The 23,426-nt window shown below is 55.3% G+C and carries 27 protein-coding genes; 23 read left to right on the top strand and 4 right to left on the bottom strand.

The window, feature by feature from the left end:
- Nucleotides 1-35: 35 nt before the first annotated feature.
- Entirely contained in the window at nucleotides 36-1,115 is a 1,080-nt protein-coding gene (gene rfbB / locus QWY27_RS07460; protein WP_290196282.1) for a dTDP-glucose 4,6-dehydratase, read from the bottom strand.
- A gap of 153 nt (nucleotides 1,116-1,268) precedes the next feature.
- Between rfbB and QWY27_RS07465 the strand changes: the two genes are divergently transcribed.
- The 7 genes from QWY27_RS07465 to QWY27_RS07495 all read left to right on the top strand — a co-directional run bounded on the left by QWY27_RS07465 (nucleotide 1,269) and on the right by QWY27_RS07495 (nucleotide 8,988).
- Complete coding sequence (locus tag QWY27_RS07465) at nucleotides 1,269-2,636, top strand: leucine-rich repeat-containing protein kinase family protein (RefSeq protein ID WP_290196542.1); 1,368 nt, start codon at nucleotides 1,269-1,271, stop codon at nucleotides 2,634-2,636.
- Nucleotides 2,637-2,679: 43 nt separating this feature from the next.
- On the top strand, nucleotides 2,680-3,858 hold the full coding sequence (locus QWY27_RS07470) for a CaiB/BaiF CoA transferase family protein (protein ID WP_290196284.1): 1,179 nt from the start codon (nucleotides 2,680-2,682) through the stop codon (nucleotides 3,856-3,858).
- Nucleotide 3,859: 1 nt separating this feature from the next.
- Nucleotides 3,860-4,681 (top strand): FadR/GntR family transcriptional regulator, encoded by an 822-nt coding sequence (locus QWY27_RS07475; protein ID WP_290196285.1) that lies wholly within the window; start codon nucleotides 3,860-3,862, stop codon nucleotides 4,679-4,681.
- 2 nt (nucleotides 4,682-4,683) lie between these two features.
- Nucleotides 4,684-5,499 (top strand): enoyl-CoA hydratase, encoded by an 816-nt coding sequence (locus tag QWY27_RS07480; protein WP_290196288.1) that lies wholly within the window; start codon nucleotides 4,684-4,686, stop codon nucleotides 5,497-5,499.
- 100 nt (nucleotides 5,500-5,599) lie between these two features.
- Nucleotides 5,600-6,529 (top strand): dTDP-4-dehydrorhamnose reductase, encoded by a 930-nt coding sequence (gene rfbD, locus QWY27_RS07485; protein ID WP_290196290.1) that lies wholly within the window; start codon nucleotides 5,600-5,602, stop codon nucleotides 6,527-6,529.
- A gap of 5 nt (nucleotides 6,530-6,534) precedes the next feature.
- On the top strand, nucleotides 6,535-7,500 hold the full coding sequence (gene waaC / locus QWY27_RS07490; RefSeq protein ID WP_290196292.1) for a lipopolysaccharide heptosyltransferase I: 966 nt from the start codon (nucleotides 6,535-6,537) through the stop codon (nucleotides 7,498-7,500).
- A gap of 9 nt (nucleotides 7,501-7,509) precedes the next feature.
- Nucleotides 7,510-8,988 carry a 3-deoxy-D-manno-octulosonic acid transferase gene (locus QWY27_RS07495; protein WP_290196294.1) on the top strand — a complete coding sequence of 493 codons (1,479 nt, stop codon included), beginning with the start codon at nucleotides 7,510-7,512 and terminating at the stop codon, nucleotides 8,986-8,988.
- On the opposite strand, the gene QWY27_RS07500 is transcribed toward QWY27_RS07495, so the two are convergent.
- Genes QWY27_RS07500 through QWY27_RS07510 form a run of 3 tightly spaced genes read right to left on the bottom strand, consistent with a single transcriptional unit; the run spans nucleotide 8,939 to nucleotide 10,864 of the window.
- Nucleotides 8,939-9,112 carry a hypothetical protein gene (locus QWY27_RS07500; protein WP_290196296.1) on the bottom strand — a complete coding sequence of 58 codons (174 nt, stop codon included), beginning with the start codon at nucleotides 9,110-9,112 and terminating at the stop codon, nucleotides 8,939-8,941. The genes QWY27_RS07495 and QWY27_RS07500 overlap by 50 nt on opposite strands.
- A gap of 31 nt (nucleotides 9,113-9,143) precedes the next feature.
- Nucleotides 9,144-9,917 carry a type III pantothenate kinase gene (locus QWY27_RS07505; RefSeq protein ID WP_290196297.1) on the bottom strand — a complete coding sequence of 258 codons (774 nt, stop codon included), beginning with the start codon at nucleotides 9,915-9,917 and terminating at the stop codon, nucleotides 9,144-9,146.
- Nucleotides 9,914-10,864 carry a biotin--[acetyl-CoA-carboxylase] ligase gene (locus QWY27_RS07510; RefSeq protein ID WP_290196299.1) on the bottom strand — a complete coding sequence of 317 codons (951 nt, stop codon included), beginning with the start codon at nucleotides 10,862-10,864 and terminating at the stop codon, nucleotides 9,914-9,916. The genes QWY27_RS07505 and QWY27_RS07510 overlap by 4 nt, the downstream gene beginning before the upstream one ends.
- A gap of 80 nt (nucleotides 10,865-10,944) precedes the next feature.
- On the opposite strand from QWY27_RS07510, the gene QWY27_RS07515 reads away from it, so the two are divergent.
- From QWY27_RS07515 to QWY27_RS07590, 16 genes are all read left to right on the top strand, one after another.
- Nucleotides 10,945-12,111: an MlaE family ABC transporter permease gene (locus QWY27_RS07515; RefSeq protein ID WP_290196544.1), complete on the top strand. Its 1,167-nt coding sequence runs from the start codon at nucleotides 10,945-10,947 to the stop codon at nucleotides 12,109-12,111.
- Between the two features lie 2 nt (nucleotides 12,112-12,113).
- Nucleotides 12,114-12,914 carry an ABC transporter ATP-binding protein gene (locus tag QWY27_RS07520; RefSeq protein WP_290196301.1) on the top strand — a complete coding sequence of 267 codons (801 nt, stop codon included), beginning with the start codon at nucleotides 12,114-12,116 and terminating at the stop codon, nucleotides 12,912-12,914.
- The gene (locus tag QWY27_RS07525) at nucleotides 12,901-13,857 is read left to right on the top strand and encodes an MlaD family protein (protein WP_290196303.1); all 957 of its coding nucleotides are present in this window, start codon (nucleotides 12,901-12,903) and stop codon (nucleotides 13,855-13,857) included. The genes QWY27_RS07520 and QWY27_RS07525 overlap by 14 nt, the downstream gene beginning before the upstream one ends.
- 10 nt (nucleotides 13,858-13,867) lie before the next feature.
- The gene (locus tag QWY27_RS07530) at nucleotides 13,868-14,581 is read left to right on the top strand and encodes an ABC-type transport auxiliary lipoprotein family protein (RefSeq protein ID WP_290196304.1); all 714 of its coding nucleotides are present in this window, start codon (nucleotides 13,868-13,870) and stop codon (nucleotides 14,579-14,581) included.
- Nucleotides 14,582-14,621: 40 nt separating this feature from the next.
- Nucleotides 14,622-15,269: an alpha/beta hydrolase gene (locus tag QWY27_RS07535; RefSeq protein ID WP_290196306.1), complete on the top strand. Its 648-nt coding sequence runs from the start codon at nucleotides 14,622-14,624 to the stop codon at nucleotides 15,267-15,269.
- A 151-nt stretch (nucleotides 15,270-15,420) separates the two neighbouring features.
- Complete coding sequence (locus QWY27_RS07540) at nucleotides 15,421-16,746, top strand: D-alanyl-D-alanine carboxypeptidase family protein (RefSeq protein ID WP_290196307.1); 1,326 nt, start codon at nucleotides 15,421-15,423, stop codon at nucleotides 16,744-16,746.
- A gap of 88 nt (nucleotides 16,747-16,834) precedes the next feature.
- Entirely contained in the window at nucleotides 16,835-17,707 is an 873-nt protein-coding gene (locus QWY27_RS07545; protein ID WP_290196309.1) for a D-amino acid aminotransferase, read from the top strand.
- 24 nt (nucleotides 17,708-17,731) lie between these two features.
- Nucleotides 17,732-18,004 carry a DUF493 family protein gene (locus tag QWY27_RS07550; RefSeq protein ID WP_435433459.1) on the top strand — a complete coding sequence of 91 codons (273 nt, stop codon included), beginning with the start codon at nucleotides 17,732-17,734 and terminating at the stop codon, nucleotides 18,002-18,004.
- Between the two features lies 1 nt (nucleotide 18,005).
- On the top strand, nucleotides 18,006-18,665 hold the full coding sequence (lipB, locus tag QWY27_RS07555; RefSeq protein ID WP_290196311.1) for a lipoyl(octanoyl) transferase LipB: 660 nt from the start codon (nucleotides 18,006-18,008) through the stop codon (nucleotides 18,663-18,665).
- 54 nt (nucleotides 18,666-18,719) lie between these two features.
- Nucleotides 18,720-19,733, top strand: a complete 1,014-nt coding sequence (gene lipA, locus QWY27_RS07560) for a lipoyl synthase (RefSeq protein ID WP_290196313.1) — start codon at nucleotides 18,720-18,722, stop codon at nucleotides 19,731-19,733.
- A 101-nt stretch (nucleotides 19,734-19,834) separates the two neighbouring features.
- Nucleotides 19,835-20,302, top strand: a complete 468-nt coding sequence (locus tag QWY27_RS07565) for a helix-turn-helix domain-containing protein (protein ID WP_290196314.1) — start codon at nucleotides 19,835-19,837, stop codon at nucleotides 20,300-20,302.
- Nucleotides 20,303-20,431: 129 nt separating this feature from the next.
- A complete protein-coding gene (locus QWY27_RS07570; RefSeq protein ID WP_290196316.1) occupies nucleotides 20,432-20,620 on the top strand; it encodes a hypothetical protein in 189 nt (62 codons plus the stop codon).
- A 17-nt stretch (nucleotides 20,621-20,637) separates the two neighbouring features.
- Nucleotides 20,638-20,862 carry a ParD-like family protein gene (locus QWY27_RS07575; protein ID WP_290196318.1) on the top strand — a complete coding sequence of 75 codons (225 nt, stop codon included), beginning with the start codon at nucleotides 20,638-20,640 and terminating at the stop codon, nucleotides 20,860-20,862.
- On the top strand, nucleotides 20,862-21,143 hold the full coding sequence (locus QWY27_RS07580) for a type II toxin-antitoxin system RelE/ParE family toxin (protein WP_290196320.1): 282 nt from the start codon (nucleotides 20,862-20,864) through the stop codon (nucleotides 21,141-21,143). Before QWY27_RS07575 ends, QWY27_RS07580 begins: the two co-directional genes overlap by 1 nt.
- 34 nt (nucleotides 21,144-21,177) lie before the next feature.
- On the top strand, nucleotides 21,178-22,356 hold the full coding sequence (locus QWY27_RS07585; RefSeq protein WP_290196323.1) for a CaiB/BaiF CoA transferase family protein: 1,179 nt from the start codon (nucleotides 21,178-21,180) through the stop codon (nucleotides 22,354-22,356).
- A 123-nt stretch (nucleotides 22,357-22,479) separates the two neighbouring features.
- Nucleotides 22,480-23,424, top strand: coding sequence for a hydroxymethylglutaryl-CoA lyase (locus QWY27_RS07590; RefSeq protein WP_290196325.1), 945 nt, complete (start codon nucleotides 22,480-22,482; stop codon nucleotides 23,422-23,424).
- The last annotated feature ends 2 nt before the right edge of the window (nucleotides 23,425-23,426 follow it).

The following is a 23,426-nucleotide window of genomic DNA, read 5'->3' on the forward strand; positions in this document are numbered from 1 at the left end:
AAACATGAATGATGCTTAATGATCTAGGAAGGCTCTTATCCAGCCGTGTACTGCTGAACAATCCATTTTCGATACTCTCCGCTTGTCACACCTTCGACCCATTTCGGGTTGGCGAGATACCACTGCACGGTTTTTTCTATACCGCTTTCAAAGGATTCTTTGGGTTTCCAACCTAATTCGCGTTCGATTTTGTGCGCATCGATGGCATAACGCCTGTCATGACCAGGGCGATCTTTAACATAGGTAATCTGCTCAGCGTATTTTTTACCATCCGCGCGAGGGCGCAAAGCATCCAGGCGGCTGCAGATTGTTTTGACAACATCGATATTGGCCATTTCGTTCCAGCCGCCAATGTTATAGGTTTCACCAATCCGACCGGCTTCAAGGACCCGTATGATTGCGCGGCAATGATCTTGCACAAATAACCAGTCACGAATTTGTTGGCCATCGCCATAAATTGGCAGTGGCTTGCCGTTCAGTGCATTCAGAATCACGAGCGGAATCAGCTTTTCGGGGAAGTGATAAGGCCCATAGTTGTTACTGCAGTTTGTCGTCAGAACAGGGAGCCCATAGGTATGATGCCAGGCGCGAACGAGATGGTCTGATGAGGCCTTACTAGCTGCATAGGGGCTATTAGGCTCGAATGGGTTAGTTTCGGCAAAGGGTGGATCTTGAGGCCCTAAAGTGCCATAGACCTCATCGGTCGATACATGCAGAAAACGAAAGCTCGCTTGGTTCAGGTCCTCACCGCTGCCCTCTGCGGGTAAGGCCGACCAGTAGGCGCGCGCACACTCTAACAAGTTAAACGTTCCGATCACATTGGTCTGGATAAACTCACCAGGACCTAAAATTGAACGGTCAACATGGGACTCCGCGGCAAAATTAAGTACGGCACGGGGCTTATATTTTGAGAGTAGTTCGGAGACGAGTTGTTGATCGCCGATATCGCCTTGCACAAAGATATGACGATGGTCCTGTGCCAGCGAAGACAGGTTGTCGAGATTGCCGGCATAGGTCAGCTTGTCCAGGTTGACGATAGGCTCATCATGGCTTGAAAGCCAAGTATGGACAAAATTACTACCAATAAAGCCTGCGCAGCCAGTAACAAGAATCATGTCATGTACTCAAAGGGTCAATTGATTGCCAAATTGTAGGACATTAAGATAAGAAGCGACTGGGTTCTGGGTCGCCACGTGAGGATAAGGGTAGAAGGGGGGATAAGGGGAAGGAGGGGAGGTTTGGCATGGGATTTGTTACTCTTTGAAGCTATGCATGCACCGATCCAAACACTTGAGCAGTTTAAAGAGGAATCCAAAGCGGGTCGCTTGGCGGGCAGTACACAACTGCGGTTGTCCTGCAACCTAAAAGACTTCCCTACCGAGATTTTTGATCTGGCTGACACCCTAGAAATCCTGGATCTGTCAGGTAACGCCTTATCCAGTCTGCCCGATCGCCTTCCCGAACTGCACAAATTAAAAATTTTGTTCTGCTCTGACAACCAGTTTACCGAGCTGCCTCGCGTACTGGGTCAATGCAAAGCCTTGAGCATGGTTGGATTTAGAAACAACAATATCCGCCATGTTTTGACTGAAGCTTTACCCCCTCTGCTACGCTGGTTGATCCTGACCGGTAACCAGCTGACTGAATTGCCGTTAGAGCTTGGTGATCGTCCGCATCTGCAAAAACTGATGGTGGCGGGTAATCGCCTGCAGACGCTACCTGAAGCACTGGGGAACTGCAAAAGTCTGGAACTCATCCGAATCGCGGCAAACAGGTTTGAAGCCTTGCCAAGTGTGTTGCTGAAACTACCGCGCTTGTCTTGGTTAAGCTATTCAGGTAATCCCTTTTGTTCAATGGATGAGCAAACCGCCTTACAAGATACGCCGGTCAAACCCATCCCGTGGTCCTCTTTGGGTTTGCATCAAAAGCTTGGCGAAGGCGCTTCGGGCGTCATTTACCATGCGTCTTGGCAAGCTAACAAGACGATTCCAGTAGCCGTTAAAGTTTTTAAAGGTGGGCTCACAAGCGATGGCCTACCGATGAGCGAAATGTCAGCATGCATGCGGGTTGGCAGCCATCTAAACTTGATCCCTGTGCTCGGCAAGATTGAAGGACATCCCGAAAACGCGAATGGTTTGGTGATGTCATTAGTCGATGCAAGTTATCGCAATCTGGCCGGCCCGCCAAGTTTTGCTTCGTGTACGCGCGATGTGTACGCGGACGATATGCGCTTGAGTCTATTTGAAGTGCTGAGCATCGCCACCGGCATCGCCAGCGTCGCTCAGCAAGTGCATGCAAAGGGCATCATGCACGGAGATTTGTACGCGCACAATATCCTGTTGGGGCGCGATGGTCATGCTTTACTGGGTGATTTTGGTGCGGCGTGTTTTAAGCCTACCGATGCAGCACAAAGGCTGGCGCTTGAAAAAATCGAAGTGCGTGCCTTTGGTTATTTGCTCGAAGAGTTGCTTGAGCGCTGCAAAGGTGAGGCATCAAACTTTGCGACCCTGAATAACTTACGCGCTTTGCGCGATGCTTGCCTGAACACAGATTCAACTCAACGACCCGTTTTTACAGAGGTCGTGGCAAGCGTCCAGACAGCATGGTCGTTTTCTTGTAAGATGTCCAACATCTAAAAATCGCGGTCAAAATTACATACAGATTACCCCGGAGACCTCAATGTCCAAGCTGCCCCTCAGTCGATTCACCGTGCTGGACTTAACTCGAGTCCGCTCAGGCCCAGCAGCGGTCCGTCAATTCGCAGATTGGGGTGCAAACGTCATCAAAATCGAAGAACCAGGCGACATGCCGGACGATAAGCCAGGCGGTTCGGCGCAGTTCGCGGACTATCAAAACACCCATCGCAACAAGCGCAGCATCACCATCAACTTAAAGCACCCCAAGGGCAAGGCTTTATTGATGGAGCTGGTCAAGCAGGCCGATGTAGTGGTGGAAAACTATCGCCCCAACGTTAAATTTAAGCTCGGCATCGACTACGAGTCACTGCGCAAGGTCAATCCGCGCATCATTCTCGCGAGTGTTTCTGGCTTTGGTCAGGACGGTCCGTACAAGGATCGCCCTGGTCTGGATCAGATTGCGCAGGGGATCGGCGGCATCATGTCGGTGACGGGCGAGCCTGGTCGCGGACCGATGCGTGCCGGCATCCCGGTGGCCGACCTGACCTCGGGTTTGTTTTGCGCGATTGGTACCTTGGTCGCCTTGCTCGAGCGCGAGGAATCGGGCGAGGGCCAGTGGGTGCAGTCTTCGCTGTTGCAGGCGCAGGTCTGGATGATGGATTTCCAGATCATGCGTTGGCTGATGAACAAGGAAATCCCTGGTCAGAGCGGCAACGATCATCCGACGAGCTCACCGACCGGTGTCTATGCGACCTCTGATGGCTATATCAACATCGCGGCGATGGGTACGGAAATGTACGTGCGTCTGGCCAATGTCTTGGGTTTGCCCGAGTTGGTAAATGACGAGCGTTTCAAATCCATGCAGTTGCGCGCTAAAAATCGCTCTGAGCTCAATGCGGCGATCAATGCGCGCACCAAGCAGGAAAACACCGCTTTTTGGATCGAATTGCTCAACAAGGAAGGCGTGCCTTGCGGCCCGATCAAGAACGTCCAGCAGACGATGGAGGACCCGCAGGTTGTCCATCTGGGCATGGCTAAAAAGCTCAATCATCCCAAGCTCGGTGAAATCAGTGTGGTCGGTCAGCCGGTCATCATGAGCCGCTCCAAGCGGGAAGTTTTTGTCGCGGCGCCTGACCGTGGGGAACACAACAAAGAGGTCTACGCCGAGTTTGGCATCAGTGCTGCTCAGCTCGAAGAACTCGCTCGCGAAGGTGCGATTTAAGTTGGACAAGCCCGGCATCACCACCACCGTTTACACTGCACGTAGACAACAGACGACAGGACGCCGTGGGGCAAGCGCAAAGCTTGGATCGGTTTCGTCCTCTTCAACAGTTTCTGCTTTTGACAGTCTCGGCCGTCCGGAAAATCTCCCGGATGAGATCGCGCAGCAGCTGCGCACGCGGATTCTGAATGAAAGTCTTGCCCCGGGTCAGCGTTTACCAACAGAGCAGGAGCTTGGCGCGCAATTTGGTGTGAGCCGAAACGTGGTTCGCGAAGCAATCGCGCGGCTCAAGCTCACGGGATTGGTCGAGACGCGTCATGGTGTTGGCACATTTGTCTGTGCGGATATCGCGCTGAGACCGTTTGAGGTCTCGCATGACGATTTGCTGGATCTGTCTCAGCTCATCCATGTGCATCAGCTCAGGATCGAGATCGAGTCGGGCGCGGCGGCGCTCGCTGCGACGCACCGCACGGCGGTCCAGCTTGAATCGCTTCGCCAGTCGCTCAAGCGGCTGGAGCAACACGCCTCGGATTGGGAGGCGGCCTCGCACACGTCGGTGGATTTTCATCTGGCGGTCGCGCATTGCGCCAACAATCCTTACTTTGTTCGCATCATGGGTCACCTGAGTCATGTGATCCATCATGCTGTTCGCACGTTTAGATTTAGAACGATTGGCACGACCCGCGTGGAAGAAATTGAGAACGAGCACGAGATCATCGTCGAGGCAATCGCCCGGCGCGACTCGGCAGGCGCTCGTCTCGCCATGAGGACGCATTTAGAAACCGCTATGGCACGTTATCGAACATTACTTGGAGACCTTTGAAAATGACGACCACCAGATTGTTGCAGGGCGAAATCACAGACAACTTGATCATCGAGAAAAGGGGTGCTGTGGGCTGGATTACGTTTAACGACCCAGCCAAACACAATGCCATGTCCTATGACATGTGGGCTGCTTTGCCTGGCATCATCAAAATGTTTGAAAACGATGACGAGATCCGCGCGGTCGTCTTAACCGGTGCAGGCGGCAAATCCTTTGTCAGCGGCGCCAACATCTCCCAGTTTGAAAAACTCCGCACGGCTGCGGATGCTGTTGCCGAGTACGAGCGTGTAGGTGAAGAAGCCCAAGGTTCAATCTACAACTGTTCCAAACCTGTGATTGGCCGTATTGATGGCTATTGCATCGGTGGCGGCTTGAACCTATCCCTATGCTGCGACATCCGTATCGCGTCTGACGTCAGTACGTTTGCGATCCCCGCCGGTCGTCTGGGTCTGGGCTATCGTCTGACCGCGATTCGAAACCTGGTCAGCACGGTCGGTGCGCCACAGGCACTCGACATCATGTTGTCGGCTCAGCGTTTTACCGCGCAGCAAGCCAAGGAAAAAGGCCTGATACAACACTTGGTGCCTGCAGCCGAGCTCGACAAGGCTGTGGATGAGTATTTGGCTAAAGTTGTGGCCAATGCTCCAATTACGCTGCGCGCCGGTAAAAAAGCCATCCGCGAGTTTCAGAAAGTGCCTCCACACGTGGATGTCGAAGGCATCAAGCAGATGGTCTTGGCATGCTTCGCAAGCGATGACTATCAGGAAGGCAAGCGCGCCTTTGCCGAGAAGCGTGCACCGGTGTTCCGCGGCAAGTAAGCTGTTTGCTGTTTTACATGCAGGCGGAGGCATGTAAGTTAGCTGCATGAGCATGGCTGAATGCGCATCTAGAGCCTCCGAGATGATGCATAATTCAGCCATGAAACACAAAATCCTTCTAATTGGCGGGAATGGCCAAGTTGGTCATGCCCTGAAATCCACCCTCCAGACTTTGGGCGAGGTGGTTGTTTGTACGCGTGCCGAACTAGACTTGAGCGTGCTTGGTACGAATGCCGGTGCCGGCACGGAATGTCCAATTGCAGCCCTCGTTTCTCGCATCCAGCCAAGCATTGTCGTGAATGCGACTGCCTACACAGCGGTTGATCGTGCCGAAACTGAGACGGAGCTTGCGCACACGATTAATGCGGTCGCACCGGGTTTGCTGGCCAAAGCTGCTCATGCTGTCGGCGCGTGCATCGTGCATTACTCGACGGACTATGTGTACCCAGGTACTAAAAAGTCGCCCTACATCGAGACTGATGAGACACAGCCTTTGTCGGCGTATGGTCGCAGTAAGCTCGCAGGTGAGCGGGCCGTCGCAGAGGCTTGTCCCAGGCATTTGATTTTTCGGACAAGCTGGGTCGTCGGTGCGCATGGCGGAAATTTTTTAAAAACCATGCTCAAGCTCGCGCATGAGCGAGATGCGTTGAGGGTGGTGGCTGATCAGATTGGCGCGCCGACCTCGGCGGCGTTGATTGCTGAAACCACGACGAAAATTTTGGGTCAGATGGCGGGACAACCGGCGGAAGATCCGCGTTGGGGTGTCTATCATTTGACGGCTGGTGGCGTGACCAACTGGCATGCATATGCGAGTTACGTGATTGCTCAGGCGCGTGCGGCTGGCTGGCCGATCAAGGTCGCCGACGATGCGATTACGGCAATTCGCACGGAGGACTATCCGGTGGCTGCGACACGGCCGATGAACTCTTGTCTGGATACGAGCAAGATCCGTCAGGCGTTTGGGGTGAGTTTGCCGGACTGGAAAGTGGGGGTGGATGAGGTATTGGTGGCGATTAAACAAGTCAGTTGACGAAGATGGTCACCAGAATCCTCATCGTTCGCACGTCCTCGCTAGGGGACTTGGTGCATATGTTGCCTGCGATATCTGACATCGCACGCCATGTGCCGGATGCGCAGATCGACTGGCTGGTAGAGGATAGTTTTGCGCAGATTCCTGCCTGGCATCCTGCTGTGCATGAAGTGATTCGTGTGGCGCACCGTCGTTGGCGCAAGGCTTGGTGGTCGTCGGAGGTCCGCGCGGCGCGTCGTGCGCTGGAACTGAATTTGCGCGCGCGTCGCTACGACATCGTGCTCGATATGCAAGCCCTGCTGAAATCAGTTTGGTTCACGCGCATGGCGTCTGGTGTCAAGCATGGCTTGGGTTTCACCTCTGCGCGAGAGCCGCTTGCCTCGTTTTTTTATGACGTGCGCCATCGTGTGAAATTTTGGCAACCCGCCGTGACTCGACAGCGTGAGTTGGCTGCGGCGACGTTTGGGTATACCTATGAGGGGGTGCCTGATTTTGGTTTGCAGGCATTCGAAGATGAGGCGCGTGTTTTACGTACGCATGAAGATGCGTATGCCGTGATCATGCCGTCTGCGAGTCGTGATGACAAGCTTTGGCCTGTTGAGGACTGGCATGCGGTGTTTGATCGTCTCGCTGATGAGGGTTTGCAACTTAAGTTGTTGGCTGGAAATGAGGCGGAAATGCAACGAGCCAAGGCTTTAGTGGCAGGGCGGTCGGGCGCAATGGTGCTGCCGCGGATGGATTTGACTGAGGCTGCACGCTGTTTAGCGGCAGCGAGAGTTATGGTTGGCTTGGATAGTGGGTTGACGCATCTCTCGGCTGCGCTTGGTCGTCCGACAATCGGTATTTATAAAGCGTCAACACCGGTTAGAACCCCGTTAATAGGCGCAGGCTTTACCGCTAGTTTGGGTGATCGGGGCCAATCACCCTCGCGAGAGACAGTTTTAGGTGCATTGAACGACGCTCTGCGCTAGTATCTCGCCATGGCACAACAGGCGTATACCCTCCTTTTGAGATTGCTGTCCCCCCTGATCTGGGGTTGGATGTATTGGCGTGCGCGTCGGGCGGGTGGCGACTGGCAGATATTTTCCTCCGATCGCTTTGGTTCCTATGCCTTGCCTTGGGATGGCGAAGCGCCGGTCTGGGTCCATGCTGTCAGTCTGGGTGAGACGCGCGCGGCGCAATCTTTGATTGTCTCTTTGCTGTCTCGAGGTGATCGCGTGTTGTTGACGCACACGACTCCCACAGGCCGTGCCGAGGGCGCAAAGCTTTTTGCGGCGGAAATCGCAACGGGTCAGTTGCGTCAGCAATGGCTGCCCTATGATTTTCCGGGTGCGACGCGCCGATTTTTTAAGCACTATCGGCCCAGATTGGGCATCTTGATTGAGCGCGAGGTGTGGCCCAATCTGCTGGATCAGGCCCAAATTGCGGATGTGCCGATCATTTTGGCGAGCGCGCGGTTTTCTGAGCGAGCACAGGGTCATGTGCGGCGGATTGATCAGCTTTTCTTGAGCCTCATGCGTGATGCCTACGCCAGTATCGATCTGGTGCTTGCGCAAACCGAAGATGATGCGCGCAGGTTGTTTGAGGTGGGCGCATCGAATGTGCAAATCGTTGGTAATCTAAAATTTGATGTGGTCTTGCCGATCGTCGCGGTCGACGCGGGGCGAGCTTGGCGACAGCGTTTGACGCGTCCGGTCATCTCGATCGCAAGCACGCGCGAGGGCGAGGATGCGATGTTTGTCTCGGCGATCAAGCATCAGCTGACGCACCCTGAAGTCATGCCGGAGGATTACTCTGCGCATTCGGTTCATTTTGATCCGATATTGACGCCGATGCCGGTTGCCCCCGTTCCGCCTTCAGGCGATGCTGGCCCAGTCGCGCCTTCGGTCCCGCTTTCTGCCGCACCACCGCCTTTGTTTTTCTTGATTCCACGTCATCCGCAGCGGTTTGACGAGGCGGCGGCCTTATTGGAGCAGTCGGGCCTGCGCTTTGTACGGTGGTCCGATATTCGTCACAACACGCATGCCGATCGAGAGTTGTCTGATGTGCGTGTGGTGTTGGGTGATACCTTGGGTGAGATGCCCTTCTTTTATGCGGCAAGTGATGTGGCGATTGTGGCGGGGAGTTTTGCGCCGCATGGTGGTCAGAATCTGATTGAAGCCTGCGCGATGGGAACGCCTGTGATTGTGGGTCCGTTTGCGCGTAATTTTGCCGATGCGGTGCAGGGTGCTGTCGCGGCGGGTGCGGCGATTCAGATCCAGCGCTCCGAGCTGGTCGATCCTGCTTTGCGTGCGGTGGCGACTGCGTTGAACTGGCTCAAAGAGCCCGAGGCGCTGGCTGAGCGTGGTCGTTCAGGTCGGGATTGGGTTGCGCTGCATACCGGGGCGACTGCCCGTATTTTGCAAAATATCAACGAGTTTGAAATTGCGCGGGACCAAGCTTTAAAGCGTCTGCGTTAAGCGGGACGGGGAGCTTGTCTGCGGCAGTGCGACCGGCCTCTGCGCGCGGCGTGCCGAACCAGCCTTGGCCCACACCAAACACGGCAAGGTTGATCAACATCAAAATAATAAAAATAGCTCTCATGGGCGAACTGTAATTTGCTCAGGCCTTTGAGTCAAACCTGATGCTGCAAAATCCGGGCGAGTCCATCGAGTACCGGGTGCGCGATCATTTTGATGTCGAGCGAGGCGAGCATGCGTCGGATCTCTTGTTCCACCTCGGGCCAGCCGCCACCGCTCACACACAGGATAGGCGAAACACCAAAGCGTTGTCGCGTGATTTCACACTGGCGCCAGACGGCGCCTGTTTGTGCGGCGACGACGCCAGTGGAGATGGCTTGGAGGGTGTGAGTGGGATAGTCTGAGCCCGCGCCGCTTGCCAGGGGCAGATTCGCCGTGCCTTGGGCAAGGGACTGGCGCATCAAGGCCGGGCCGGGCAGGATCAGACCGCCTTCAAAACGCTTGCTTGGGCTTAGGGTATCGATCGTCGTTGCGGTCCCAAAGGTCGCCAGCACAAGCGGTGGGTGCTGTTTGGGAAAATGGCCCGCAAGGCCGAGCAGAGCGGCCCAGCGATCAGCACCGAGCTGATCGGGTTTGTCGTAGCCGTTTTCCACCTCGAGTTGCTTGGCGCAAGGGGTGTTCCACGTCAGGGCGCAGCTTGCTGTCTGAAAGACCTCGGTGAGCATCTCTGCGACCACGCTGCCCGCGACATTGACTCCAAGTGCTGCGCGAGGCTGCATCGGAAGGGTCGCCATCCATTTGCGCAGTCGTTCAGGCAGCTGGGCCAGGGGGTTGAGTGCGATCGCATGGACGGCGGCTTCGCGCCCCAAACTTGGGTGATACCAGCCGAGCTTCAGGCGGCTGTTGCCAACGTCCAGCAAGACGATCATGGTGTCCCTTTGAATGGGTGTACGGGTCGAATGGAAACATCGCCGAACAGCACGGGTATTTCGCCGGCGTCGGTCATTACACGCAATCGGCCCATCGAATCGGTGCCTTGCGCAGGACCTTGGTACAGGATTTTGCCCTGATCCATCACCTGTACTGCTTGACCGGTCAGCGCATCGACTATAGCAAAGGAATGTGTAAAGGCTTCGTATCCATTTGTTGCGAAGGTTTGCAAAGCGGTTTGCCAGGCCTGCGCAAAAATGGCGACGAGCGAGGTGAGCGCGAAGGGGGTAACGAGCTTAATGGGATCCAGTGTTGCGGGTGCGTCGTCGAGGGATCGACCCTGCAAGGCTTGTTCAACCTGACTGAGATCGGCAATCTCGCGTTCAAGCTGGGCGCTCAGTGTCGCGGCACCCCGGAGATTGATCCCCATGCCAATGACGATCGTCGAGGAGGGGGCGGTTTCAATCAGCAGTCCGGCAAGCTTGGCGCCCCGCCACAGCAGATCATTAGGCCATTTCAGGCGTAGATGATCCAACAGGTCTTGCAATGCGGACTTAGACATGGTCCCGGCGCATTGTTGCTTGATGAATGACCGCAGAGCCAAGCAAGTTGAGACACCTATTGCGGGCGCCAGGCCGGGTAAGAGTGCCAGGGGGATCTTGTGGCTAAACGCGCAGGAGAACATCAGTGTCCCGCCAGCTTCGTTTGCCCAGGGGCGGCCGGCCCGGCCTTTGCCGGCGGTTTGAAGATGGGCGCCTAGCAGCCAAGGCTTGGGCGGGGCGTCTGCACGGTCTTTGGCACGCAGGCTTAAATCGGCGTTGGTGGACCCTGTGTGGCTGACCCACTCGACCGAGCCGAAGTCCGGGAGGGACTTTTTAAGGGCCTCGATAAAGGTTTCGGGACCCGGAAAGTCAAGGTTTGGCTGGGAGGGGGCTGACAGGCGCATGACTGGATTTTACGGGGTGAATTATGATGGAGGGAATCAGTCTGAATGAATATGCGTTTTTTGACGGATTAAAGTCCTTTATGGCGTCACCCTCACCCACTGCATCACTCAAAGCCTCCCGCGAAGCTGGCGCATCGGCTGCGTCGAGCGTGGCGTGCGTATCGAGCGAGGGCGGGCGTTGCCTGCTTGCGGGCAACTGGAACGTGCAGGCGCTGGCGGTTAAGGGCGAGGTGCGCAGACGCCGTCAGGCGCTGTCCGCCGCGGCTCAAGCGAGCGCCTGGGATCTTTCTGGTATCGGTCAGCTTGACGCGGTCGGTGCCCAGCTGTTGTGGCAGTCCTGGGGACAGAAGATCCCCGATGGCACGCAGCTGACGCCTGGTCAGCAAGCCTTGTTTGAGATCCTGGCCGATCACCCGATCGATGACGCCGCACCCAAGGTGCCGACCGATTGGCTGGCCTGGGTGCGAGCCATCGGCATGGGCCTGTTTGTCCTGGTCGAGCATGGCAGCAAGCTGCTGCAGCTGCTCGGGGGCTTCATACTGGATTTCGCAAAATTCATACGGCATCCAATACGCGGACCCTGGCGTGAGATTTCTGCGCAGATTTATCGTGTGGGCACGCAGGCCTTGGGGATCACGGCTCTGGTTGGATTTTTGATTGGTGTGGTGCTGTCCTATCTCTCCGCGCAACAACTCGCGATGTTTGGAGCGGGTCAATTTATCGTTAAGCTGTTGGGCATCGCGACGGTGCGGGAGCTGGGGCCGGTGTTGGCCGCGATTTTGGTGGCGGGTCGTTCGGGTTCGTCGATCACGGCGCAAATCGGTGTGATGCGTGTGACGCAGGAGCTTGATGCCATGCAAGTGATGGGGATCTCGCACGGTCAGCGCTTGATTTTGCCGCGTGTGATTGCCCTGGCCATCGCGATGCCTTTGCTAGTGTTGTGGACCGACGCGATCGCGTTGTTTGGTGGCATGATCGCCGCGAAACTGGAGCTCGGTCTGTCGATTCAATGGTTTTTTACTGAGTTGCCCGATGCAGTGGGTTTGACGAATTACAAAATCAGTTTGATTAAGGGCGTGACCTTTGGCATCTGGATCGCGCTGATCGCCTGTCATTTTGGTTTGCGGATTGAACCGAACACGGAGAGCCTGGGACGCGGCACGACGGCCTCGGTGGTGACGGCGATTACCGGTGTGATTTTGATCGACGCGCTGTATGCGGTCATCTTTAACGAGATGGGGATCTAGAGATGGAAACCCCTGCACCCATTATCGATGTGGACAATCTAACGACGGCCTTTGGGACGCATGTGGTGCACAAAGATTTGAATTTAAAAATCTATCCCAAGGAAATTCTCGCGCTTGTGGGGGGCTCGGGCTCGGGCAAGACCACATTGTTGCGGCAGATTTTGGGCCTGGATCGTCCTCGGGCGGGTGTGGTCAGTGTCTTTGGTCGTCCGGTGCACGACTATGTGGGTGCGGAGCGCATTGCTTTGACGCGTCGCTGGGGCATGTTGTTTCAGGCGGGCGCGTTGTTTTCCGCATTGCCTGTGTTTGACAATATCGCGCTGCCGTTGCGCGAGGCGCGTAATTTGCCGGAAGATTTGATCCGCGATGTCGTGCTCATGCGCTTGAGCTGGATGGGAATGACAGCGCGTGATGCGGCTTTGATGCCGTCGGATTTGTCGGGCGGTATGATCAAGCGCGTGGCGTTGGCGCGCGCCCTGGCGCTGGACCCGGAGTTGTTGTTTCTCGACGAGCCGACGGCCGGACTCGATCCGCAGCGCTCGGACGAGTTTGTGGAGTTGATCCGTGCGTTGCATCGTGAGCTGGGTTTCACGGTGGTGATGGTGACGCACGATCTCGATACGATTGCCGCCTTGTCTACACGCGTGGCGGTCTTGGCGGAAAAGAAAGTGTTAGCAGAAGGTACGCTCGAAGAAGTGATGAAGGTCAAACACCCTTTTCTCGATGCCTTCTTTCATGGCGAGCGCGCAGTGCGTGCGTTTGGTATGCCGAATCCAAAGGAAGCAAAAAATGGAAAATCGTAGTCATGCCTTGCTGGCGGGACTCTTTACGCTGCTGCTCTTACTGGCGGCGGGCGTAGTCGCGATTTGGGTGAGCAAACAAAATTTGCCCCGCGTGCCGTATGAGTTGATCGCGACCTCGCCTGTGACGGGTTTGTCGGTGCAGTCCGAGGTGCGTTATCAAGGCGTGCCTGTGGGCAATGTGGAGTCCTTGCGTTTTGTGCCTGAAAAACCCGGCAAGGTCTTGATCCTGATCGGCATTGATCCGAGAACACCGATCACGCGTGCGACGTGGGCGGAGATCGTGATCGCGGGTGTGACGGGGATTTCGAATGTGGAGTTGCGCGATGATGGCACCTCGACGACGCGTCTGGAGTCGAGCGCAGCCAAGATTCAGCAGATTCCGATTCGTCCCAACTTTCTTGATCGCTTGATCGCGCAGGCCTCCGGCATGGCACCTGCGGTTGAAGGCTTGCTCGTGCACATTCAAAAAATCGCCTCCGATGAAAACATCGAGGCTTTGAGCTCAACGCTCAAAAATGTCGCATCCTTGTCCGATCAGCTCAGGCGCTCGGTGGTCTTGCTCGAGCCTGGGATCGCAAAGGTGCCGGCCTTGATTGATAACCTCTCCGTCACTGGCAAGCGGGTCGATGAGGCGATGACCGATATCCGCAAGCTTGCCTTGTCCGCGCAAAAAACTCTCGATGTGTTGAATGCCCCGGGTGGCACGATGGTGCAGATGACACAGAGTTTGAAGGACATCCGAGAGGCGGTGGCGCAGCTGCGCGTATCGACCTTGCCGGATGTGTCGATGTTGACACTGAGCGCGACAGATGCCTCGCGGGCGCTCACGCAGACGGCGCGTCAATTGGGACAAGCACCCCAGTCGCTGATCTTTGGACCGCCACGCGCGGTGCCCGGTCCGGGTGAACCAGGTTTTGCAGGTTTTGGCGCCACTGGGCGCTGAGGATATTGAGATGATGATTGTGCAGATGTTCAAGCGAGTATCCGGGGATTGTTCAGTGGTCATGTCACGCGGGCGGACTGCCTTGCGCGTGGGCGTGCTGTGCGGCTTGGCGAGCGTACTGACTGCGTGTGCCGTGGGTGAGCGTGCGACGGCACCCAAGCAACTGGATCTGGGGGCGGGCGCTTTTTCTCAAGCTTCGGGTGCAGCGGCTGCCTCGGGTGGATCTAGTGCTGCCAGTGCGATGACTTCTCTGCCCCCCATGCCGCCGATCGCGGTGCCGCCCGCAAATTCGGCCGCGCTCTTGACCGAGACCATGGTGGTCTGGCGTGTCGGGGATCAGGGGCAGCCTCAGGCCTATACAACCTATCAATGGGTGGCCCCGCCGGCTCGTCTTGTCACGCAACGGATTGTGGACCGCCTGTCATTGCAAGGCGCGGTCTTGCAGCAAACGATGGGTGGCGATGTGCCGCAATTACGCCTTAATTTGCAGCGCTTTGAGCAAACGTTTTCCCCAGATGGCGCCTCCAGTCAGGCGCAGCTGACCTTGCAGGCGGTGTTGATGCGCGGCTCGGAGGTGCTGGGGCAGCGTCTGATCAATATCCGTGTGCCCGCGGCCACACAAGATGCACCCGGTGGCGCGCTGGCGTTACGCACGGCAACTGATCAGGCCGCCGAACAAGTGGCACAATGGCTGACCAGTGTGCGCACCACCGCAAAGCGTTGATGGCCTTTGATACATTTTTCTAATTTTTGACGATTGATTTATGCCTGCTCATACTGAAAATACGAGTTTTGATGGTCTCGCCGGTATCATCGATTGTGCGATGGACTGGCCCGAGGGGGTGCCGACTGGTTGGGCGCTGATCCTGCATCCCAATCCTTCCCAGGGTGGTACCCGCGACAACAAGGTGGTGACAACTTTGTCGCGCGCCTGTGTGCAGCAGGGCTTGGTGGCGTTACGCCCCAACTTCCGTGGCATCGGTGCGTCGGGCGGCAGCTTTGATCACGGTAAGGGCGAACTGCAAGATATGGCAGCGTTGGTCGAACAGTTTCGCGTGCGTTATCCGGAGATCGCCGCTAAACCCTGGGTGTTGGGTGGTTTCTCTTTTGGAACCTCGATCGGCGTCCAGCTGTATGCCCAATGGGAAAAGCTCAGCAAAAATTTGCCAAACATTGTCATTTTGACGGGCTCTGCGGCCTTGCGGTTTCGGCATAGCGATGCCAAGGCCCCTGAGGATGCCTTGGTGATCCATGGCGAGCTTGATGAGGTGGTGCCGCTCTCTGAGGTCATGGAGTGGGCGCGTCCCATCGGCATGCCTGTTGTCGTGATCCCCGAGGCCGGGCATTTCTTCCACGGCAAACTGCTCGTCTTGCGTCAGCTGGTTCAAACGCGACTGAAAGCCTTGAACTGAAGGCGTTGAGCTGAAAGCGTTGAACTGAGGGCTTTGAACTGAACGCTCAGACATGAGAGCTTGAAAGGGTGTTTGTAAAATTCTTTTGAGTCCCATTTTCTGCGGGACGGTCGTGCCTATAATAGATTGTTTACGACTGTGAGTGCCTTTTATGCTTAACCACCTTTTTTGCGCCGTCCGACGCAGCATCCACTCGGTCGCGATTGCATCAGTGGTGACGCTCGCCGCCATGACAGCGACCGGTCTGACACCGGTCTGGGCGCAGAAATCACCAACAGACAAGACCCAGACAGACAAAGCTGCCGCGGATAAAGCGGCGGCCAAGCCCGCGCCCTCGGCCGCCGCCACCACCGCGACGATGCCCTCACCCTTGGTACCGGTTCAGGTCGGTGACTTGTCTCCGGTCCCGGCCCCCGCGATTGCGGCCAAGGCCTGGATTACCGTAGATGTGACAAGCGGTCAGGTTGTGGCTTCGTCCAATCCGGACATGAAAATCGAACCGGCATCGCTCACCAAGATCATGACGGCCTATGTCGCGTTTACCGCCCTCAAGGAAAAACGGATTTCTCTCGACCAACAGGCCAACGTGTCCCAGACTGCCTGGAAAACACGCGGCTCGCGCATGTTCATCGAGCCGCGCAAGCCCGTTACCGTTGACGAGCTCATCAAGGGTGTGATCATCCAGTCCGGCAATGACGCCTCCGTGGCTCTGGCCGAGGCGGTCTCGGGCAGCGAGTCCGCGTTTGTTTCTGTCATGAACGAAGAAGCCCGCCGCATGGGCATGACCAACACAGTGTTTGTCAATACGACCGGTTTGCCTGATCCCCAGCACATGACCACGGTGCGTGACCTGGCAATCATCGCGCGCCGCATGATCACGGATCATCCAGATTATTTTCCGTACTACGCGATGCGTGAGTTCACGTACAACAAGATCAAGCAATCTAACCGCAATCGTCTGCTTTGGGCCGATCCCTCCGTTGATGGTATGAAGACCGGACATACGGAGGCCGCGGGCTATTGCCTCGTCGCAACGGCCAAACGCGGAGACCGTCGTGTCATTACTGTGATCGTGGGCTCCGACAGCATGGCCACGCGTGCCGAAGAAAGCCTCAAGTTGCTGAACTGGACTTTCCAGAACTTTGAGACGGTCAAACTATTTGATCAAACGCACGCCGCGGTCGAAGCACAAGTCTGGCAGGGCAAGGTCGACTCCACCAAGCTTGGCGTGGCCGAGCCGCTGTGGGTGACGGTCCCGCGTGGCAAGGCCTCCGAGGTCAAGCCGATCGCCAAGCGTCCTGATCCTTTGTTTGCGCCTCTGGCTAAGGACGAGCGCGTGGGCACGCTGACGCTCATGCTCGAGGACAAGATGCTGTTGACTCGCCCCTTGCTGGTGCTGGACCCTGTCGAGCGCGCCGGTTTTGTGGGTCGTACAGTGGACTCGGTAAGATTGTGGTTCCGTAAAAAGCCGGATTAAGACGCGCAGCGTCCTGGTCCGCGATGTGTGTGTTCATCAGTTTCAATCATAACGATCAAGCAGAGAGAGATAAAAGATGGTTCAGAACATGTTGATTCAAGGTGTGTCGGGAGATCCGATTGTTTATCTGAATGGTGTGTTTGGACCGTTGTCCGAAGCCAAAATTTCAGTCCTTGATCGTGGCTTTATTTTTGGTGACGGGATCTACGAGGTGGTGCCGATTTATCACGGCAAACCTTTCCGCATGGAACAGCATTTGGCGCGCCTCGAGCGCAGCCTCGCCAAGATCCACATCGCCCAGCCGATGACCAAGGCGCAGTGGATCGAGCTGGTCAAGGATCTGGTTTCCAAGACCACAGAACAAACATGCATGGTGTATATCCAGATCACGCGAGGTGTGGCCAAGCGCGATCATGCTTATCCCGTTCCTGCCGTGAAGCCAACGGTGTTCGCCATGGTGGCACCGATGTCGCCTCCGAGCGCCGCCGTGCGTGAAAAGGGTGTACGTCTGGTCAGCATTCCGGATGAGCGTTGGTTGCATTGCGATATCAAATCCGTCTCTTTGCTCGGTAACGTGCTGGCCAAACAGGCGGCGGTTGATGCGGGTGTGGACGAGGTTGTCCAGTTTCGCAACGGCAATTTGACCGAAGGCGCCTCGTGCAACATTTGGGTTGTGAAAAATGGCAAGGTCATCGCGCCCTTGAAAAACAATCTGGTGCTCGAGGGTATTCGTTACGGTTTGTTTGAAGAGCTGTGCAAAGAAGTCAGCATCCCCTTTGAGCTGCGTGTGGTGACCGAGGCGGAAACTCGTGCGGCCGATGAAATGATGATGTCGTCCGCGACGCGCGAGGTCTTGCCTGTGGTTGAGCTTGATGGCAAACCCGTTGGCTCGGGCAAGCCTGGTCCGGTTTATCAAAAACTGCGTGCGGCGTATGACGCGCGTATCGCGGCCTTAGCGTAAATAACGCGAGTCGAGGTAGCTGAAGTGTCTATTCCTGAAAACGAATCGCTGATCAAATATCCGTGCCAATTTCCCATCAAGGTGATGGGAAAGCAAACGCCCGAGCTAGCACAGGTATTGACGGCGGTCGTACTCGAGCATGACCCCGCCTTTGATGCGGCGACGGTTGAAATGCGTCCGAGCAAGGGGGGCAACTATATGGGGCTGACCTTTACTATCAACGCAACCTCGCGTGAGCAACTCGACGCACTGTATCGCGCTCTGCACGGACACCCCATGGTGTCGGTGGTGTTGTAACTTGAGTCGTACCTGGCCGCGCCCGACGCCCTACGAACCGGTTTGGCGAGCCATGCAAGCCTTTACCGAGGCCCGTACGCCCGACACCCCCGATGAAATCTGGCTGGTGGAACACGAGCCTGTATACACGCTGGGTCAGGCAAGCAAGCCTGAGCACCTGCTCAACCCTGGCAACATCCCTGTGATTCAAACCGACCGGGGCGGGCAGGTGACCTATCACGGCCCCGGTCAGGTGATGGCCTATATTCTTGCGGATCTCAGGCGCTCCGGACGCTTTATCAAGGCGATGGTGCATCAGATCGAAGAGGCGACGATCGAGACACTCAGGCTCTACGGAATCGAAAATGCCTGTCGTAAAGAGGGCGCGCCAGGTGTCTATGTGCCTCTGGGATCTGTGATCTCAGCCGGTGAGGGGGCAGCGGAGCTCGCCAAAATCGCCGCCTTGGGCATCAAGGTCCGCAATGGTTGCACCTATCACGGCATGGCGCTCAATGTGGACATGGATTTGACCCCGTTCAACGGGATTAACCCCTGTGGTTACGCTGGGTTGCAGACGGTGTGCATGGCGCAATATGGCGTCCAGGCGAGCTGGGTTGATGTTGCGCAAACATTGTCCCAACAAATAACAAGGTACTGCGGTTTGTCCCTCTCCAACGGGTAAAATGGATACTTACAGTCACTGAACGGTCGGGCGTGTAAAACGCCCACGGATCCTATGTCTACACAACCTGAACACACCTCGACAGCTGCTGCGCCCGCAGTCGCTGCCTCAGCCGCCCCCTACGATGCGACGCAAAAGCAGAAATCGCAGGCCAAGACCTCTCGGATTCCAATCAAGGTCGTCGCCGCTGAGCGCTTGAAAAAACCGGACTGGATCCGGGTCAAGGCGGCGCCTGCGGGCTCCAGGTTTTACGACATCAAACGTATTTTGCGCGAGCACAATCTGCACACGGTGTGTGAGGAAGCCTCCTGCCCCAATATTGGCGAGTGCTTCGGCAAAGGCACCGCGACGTTCATGATCATGGGTGACAAGTGCACCCGTCGATGCCCGTTTTGTGATGTCGGACATGGCCGTCCGGATCCTCTGGATGTCAACGAGCCGGTCAATCTGGCGCGTACCATCGCTGCGCTCAAATTAAGCTACGTCGTGATTACTTCGGTCGATCGCGATGATCTGCGTGATGGTGGCGCGGGCCATTTTGTGGAATGCATTCAAAAAGTCCGCGAGCTGTCTCCTGAGACACGCATCGAGGTATTGGTACCCGACTTCCGTGGCCGCCTTGATCGCGCCTTGGAGATTTTGGATGGCGGTCCGCCGGACGTGATGAACCACAACCTCGAGACCGTGCCACGCTTGTACAAGCAAGCGCGCCCGGGCTCGGACTACATGCATTCGCTCAAGTTGCTCCAAGAATTTAAAAAGCGTCATCCCAACACGCCCACCAAATCAGGTTTGATGCTTGGACTTGGCGAAACCGACGAAGAAATCCTCCAGGTGATGCGCGACATGCGCGCGCATGATGTCGAGATGCTGACGATCGGTCAGTATCTGCAGCCTTCGGAGCATCACTTGCCCGTACTGCGTTACGTGCATCCCGATACGTTCAAGATGTTCGAGCGCGAAGCCTATGCGATGGGTTTCCATCATGCGGCAGTAGGCGCGATGGTGCGTTCGTCATATCACGCGGATGAGCAAGCACATGCGGCGAGCTTGAGTGCAGCAGGGTAGTTTCAAAATTCGAATATTTCGATTGTTTCGTTTAATTCGAATGATGTCATAATAGAGGTAAGTGAATCTCCTTGAGGCTCAACTTATTTTAGGATTTAAATATGACTCAAGAAACGCTGCTGGAGTCCGTCGAAAATGATCATGATGCAGAGATGGCAAAGATCGCTCAGCGCTGCATCATGGCTGCTCTGGATCATTCTAGGGCTACAAAACTCGTCCTCGTTCAGGAAGGTGGTCCATCAACGAACGGTCCAATCATAGAGTTGCCACCACAAGCGCTTCGCGCCGTAGCGAATTTGCTCGGTCTGATGGCGCAGCAACAGCCGATCGTTTTGATTCCCCAAAAGCATGAGCTCTCCACTCAAGAGGTGGCAAACTTATTGAATGTATCTCGACCATTCGTCATCAAGCTAATTGAGTCAGGTATGTTGAAGTGCCGCAAAGTAGGAAGACATCGGCGCGTGGAGTTTTCCGAGCTGATGAGATATCAAAAGGACTCGCAACTGAAAAGAGATGCCGCTCTCGACGAGTTGGCGGCGATAGGGCAAGAGTTAGGGCTCGATGATTAATGGCGGGCTCTGCAAAATACACCGCAATCTTAGATGCAAACGTTCTATACCCGAATACGCTCAGAAACCTGTTGCTTAGTTTAGCGAGCGACGGTCTTTACCACGCAAAGTGGACGACGGAGATTACTCATGAATGGTCGAGAAATCTTATTGCTGATCGTCCAGAGTTACGTGCATCGCGACACGTTCAAGATGTTCGAGCGCGAAGCCTATGCGATGGGTTTCCATCACGCGGATGAGCAAGCGCATGCGGCGAGCTTGAGTGCAGCAGGGGAGTTCTATCAAAGAGTAAATGATTCTTTTTTGCTACAATTGTAGTATCAGGAGAGGATGCCATGGGAATGCCAGTCCGCATTGACGATTATCTTTATGAGCAAGCGAAAGCGCACGCTCACGCTGAACGTCGTACTATTGCAGGCCAAGTTGAATTTTGGGCGCTAGTTGGAAAAGCAGCTTTGGATAATCCAGATTTACCAATTGATTTTGTTCGAGATTTGCTCATAGCAAGAGCTGAAGGAAGGTCCCTTGCAACACCTTTCATTCCAAAAGGAAATGATTGATGCCGGGTTGGACAGTAGAAGTATTTCAATCCGCAATATTTGCTAGAAGTTATAAAAAACTTCATAAAAAACAAAAAATCGATGTTGACGCTGGAATCGAAGAGATCATAAAAGACCCTCAAATCGGCACCCAAAAACGCGGTGACTTGAGTGGTGTTTATGTATATAAATTCAAAAGTCAAAAACAAGAGATACTTTTGGCGTATGAGTTTGATCCAAAGACAAGATATCTATTGTTACTAGGTACCCATGAAAATTTTTATCGCGATCTAAAGCGGTAAAGCTTTAACAGTTGAAAAAGGCCTCACGCACACCATGCAGCTTCAAGGTATCCGGGTCGTAGACCTCACGCGGATTTTGTCCGGTCCGTTTTGTACGATGTTTTTGGCCGACATGGGTGCCGAGGTCATCAAGATCGAGGACCCCAAGGGCGGCGATCCGGTGCGCCATCAAGGTGAGGCGCCTAACGGATACTCTTTCTATTTTGCGTCTTTCAACCGCAACAAGCGTTCGATCACGCTTGATCTTCGTGCGCCGGAAGGCAAGGATATTTTGCGCGAGTTGCTCAAGACCGCGGATGTGGTGGTCAACAACTATCGTCCGGGCATCATGGACAAGATGGGTTTTGGGCGTGAAGCCTTGTCACAGATCAAACCCGATTTGGTGAGTTGCAACGTGACCGGTTTTGGTCTGGATGGTCCCTACGCGGATCGGCCTTCGTTTGATTTCATCGCGCAGGCGATGAGTGGTTTCATGAGCGTGAATGGCGCAGCCAATGAGCCGCCGATGCGGGCGGCGCCTCCGATCTCGGATTTGATCGCAGGGTCTTATGCTGCAATGGGTATTTTGGCGGCGCTGGTGAGGCGCACGCGTACGGGTCAGGGCGAGGAGGTCACGACTTCTTTGACCGATGGTCTGACGAGTATGTTGGCTTTTTTGGCGACGAATTATTTTGCAACCGGTAAGCTGCCTTTGCGCACGGGCAATGACCATGCGCTGGCATCTCCCTACGGACTGTTTGAGGCTTCGGATGGTCAGGTTGCGATTGCGCCGAGTAACGATACGTTTTATTTCAAACTGCTGGCCGCGCTCGATCTTGAGCATCTGAGGGAACGCCCTGAGTTTGCAAATAACTCTTTACGCTTTGCTAATCGCGAGGCCATCAATGCTGCGTTGAATGAAAAGGTTCGCCAAAAACCGATCGCGCACTGGATTGAAAAGCTCAACGAAGCCGGCGTGCCGTGTGGACGCGTGCTGAATATCGGCGAGGTGTTTGATGATCCGCAGACCCAGCATCAGCAAATGCGGTTGACGATTGAGCATCCCGAGCATGGTCGTCTGGATGTGCTGGGTTTTCCGATTAAGTTTTCGGATGATCCTTGTCAGATCCATCGTCCACCGCCGACTTTAGGGGTGGATAACGATGTGGTGCTCGGTGAGCTCGGGCTAACCGCAGAGGCGATCGCTTCACTTAAAAGCCGCGGAATTGTGTAATCAATTGTTCAATAGATTGTGTAATATTGAATGCAAATTGAACGCAAATTGAACACAATATTCAATCTCATTATTCGATCAAATATTCGACCTTATTATTAGACTTAACCTACGAGAATCATCATGTCAGAACAATCTAAAAAATTTGTGACGGTCACCGAAGTCGGGACCCGTGACGGTTTTCAAGCAGAGCCAGAGTTCATCGCGACTGCCGATAAGGTCGCTGTCATCAATGCGCTGATCGATGCGGGTGTACGGAGTATCGAAGCGACCTCATTCGTGTCGCCCCGTGCACTGCCACAGCTGGCCGATGCGGCCGAGGTCCTGGCCCAGGTGCATCGCAATCCCAATGTACGTCTGGCAGTCCTCGTGCCAAACGCACGTGGTGCGGAGCGTGCCGCAGCGGCCAAGGCAGACATGATGGTGGGCTTTATTTCCGCGAGCGAAAGCCATTGCAAAACCAATCTCAATAAATCGATCGATCAGGCGATCGCCGACTTTGCCGAGGTGGTACCCATCGCGCGCCAATGGGACATCAAGTTGCGCGGTGCTGTCGCGACAGCGTTCGGTTGCCCCTTTGAGGGCGAAGTGTCCATCGACAATATTTTGAAGATCGTCGGCTCCTATGATGCTCACGGTATTCGCAATATTACGTTTGGCGATACGACCGGGATGGCGACGCCTCCTGTGGTGACGCGCGTGGTCGAGGCGGTACGCAATAAGTATCCAGAGATGGAAATCGCGCTCCATTTCCACAACACCCGTGGTGTGGGTCTTGCCAACGTGATGAATGGTTTGCAGCTCGGTATTCGCGAGTTTGAGTCGTCCATCGCGGGTCTCGGCGGCTGTCCGTTTGCGCCGGGTGCGACTGGCAATATTTGCACCGAGGACTTGGTCTATCTGCTCGAAGAGTGTGGGTATGAAACCGGGATTGATCTGGAAAAGTTGATCGGTGTGGCCAAGCAGGTTGAGCAGATGATGGGGCGTCAATTGCCCGGTCAGATGATGAAAGCCGGTCCGCGTTTGAAATTGATGTCCCTGGACTCGGTACGACGCGCGGTCGGTTAACC

The organism is Zwartia vadi (assembly GCF_030410375.1).
Lineage (GTDB): Bacteria > Pseudomonadota > Gammaproteobacteria > Burkholderiales > Burkholderiaceae_B > Zwartia > Zwartia vadi.

Bases quoted from the DNA above. Each gene is read 5' to 3' on its own strand.
- rfbB (WP_290196282.1), bottom strand. From the start codon at position 1,115: ATGATTCTTGTTACTGGCTGCGCAGGCTTTATTGGTAGTAATTTTGTC.
- QWY27_RS07465 (WP_290196542.1), top strand. From the start codon at position 1,269: ATGCATGCACCGATCCAAACACTTGAGCAGTTTAAAGAGGAATCCAAA.
- QWY27_RS07470 (WP_290196284.1), top strand. From the start codon at position 2,680: ATGTCCAAGCTGCCCCTCAGTCGATTCACCGTGCTGGACTTAACTCGA.
- QWY27_RS07480 (WP_290196288.1), top strand. From the start codon at position 4,684: ATGACGACCACCAGATTGTTGCAGGGCGAAATCACAGACAACTTGATC.
- rfbD (WP_290196290.1), top strand. From the start codon at position 5,600: ATGAAACACAAAATCCTTCTAATTGGCGGGAATGGCCAAGTTGGTCAT.
- waaC (WP_290196292.1), top strand. From the start codon at position 6,535: ATGGTCACCAGAATCCTCATCGTTCGCACGTCCTCGCTAGGGGACTTG.
- QWY27_RS07495 (WP_290196294.1), top strand. From the start codon at position 7,510: ATGGCACAACAGGCGTATACCCTCCTTTTGAGATTGCTGTCCCCCCTG.
- QWY27_RS07500 (WP_290196296.1), bottom strand. From the start codon at position 9,112: ATGAGAGCTATTTTTATTATTTTGATGTTGATCAACCTTGCCGTGTTT.
- QWY27_RS07505 (WP_290196297.1), bottom strand. From the start codon at position 9,917: ATGATCGTCTTGCTGGACGTTGGCAACAGCCGCCTGAAGCTCGGCTGG.
- QWY27_RS07510 (WP_290196299.1), bottom strand. From the start codon at position 10,864: ATGCGCCTGTCAGCCCCCTCCCAGCCAAACCTTGACTTTCCGGGTCCC.
- QWY27_RS07515 (WP_290196544.1), top strand. From the start codon at position 10,945: ATGGCGTCACCCTCACCCACTGCATCACTCAAAGCCTCCCGCGAAGCT.
- QWY27_RS07520 (WP_290196301.1), top strand. From the start codon at position 12,114: ATGGAAACCCCTGCACCCATTATCGATGTGGACAATCTAACGACGGCC.
- QWY27_RS07525 (WP_290196303.1), top strand. From the start codon at position 12,901: ATGGAAAATCGTAGTCATGCCTTGCTGGCGGGACTCTTTACGCTGCTG.
- QWY27_RS07530 (WP_290196304.1), top strand. From the start codon at position 13,868: ATGATGATTGTGCAGATGTTCAAGCGAGTATCCGGGGATTGTTCAGTG.
- QWY27_RS07535 (WP_290196306.1), top strand. From the start codon at position 14,622: ATGCCTGCTCATACTGAAAATACGAGTTTTGATGGTCTCGCCGGTATC.
- QWY27_RS07540 (WP_290196307.1), top strand. From the start codon at position 15,421: ATGCTTAACCACCTTTTTTGCGCCGTCCGACGCAGCATCCACTCGGTC.
- QWY27_RS07545 (WP_290196309.1), top strand. From the start codon at position 16,835: ATGTTGATTCAAGGTGTGTCGGGAGATCCGATTGTTTATCTGAATGGT.
- lipA (WP_290196313.1), top strand. From the start codon at position 18,720: ATGTCTACACAACCTGAACACACCTCGACAGCTGCTGCGCCCGCAGTC.
- QWY27_RS07565 (WP_290196314.1), top strand. From the start codon at position 19,835: ATGACTCAAGAAACGCTGCTGGAGTCCGTCGAAAATGATCATGATGCA.
- QWY27_RS07570 (WP_290196316.1), top strand. From the start codon at position 20,432: ATGAATGGTCGAGAAATCTTATTGCTGATCGTCCAGAGTTACGTGCAT.
- QWY27_RS07575 (WP_290196318.1), top strand. From the start codon at position 20,638: ATGGGAATGCCAGTCCGCATTGACGATTATCTTTATGAGCAAGCGAAA.
- QWY27_RS07580 (WP_290196320.1), top strand. From the start codon at position 20,862: ATGCCGGGTTGGACAGTAGAAGTATTTCAATCCGCAATATTTGCTAGA.
- QWY27_RS07585 (WP_290196323.1), top strand. From the start codon at position 21,178: ATGCAGCTTCAAGGTATCCGGGTCGTAGACCTCACGCGGATTTTGTCC.
- QWY27_RS07590 (WP_290196325.1), top strand. From the start codon at position 22,480: ATGTCAGAACAATCTAAAAAATTTGTGACGGTCACCGAAGTCGGGACC.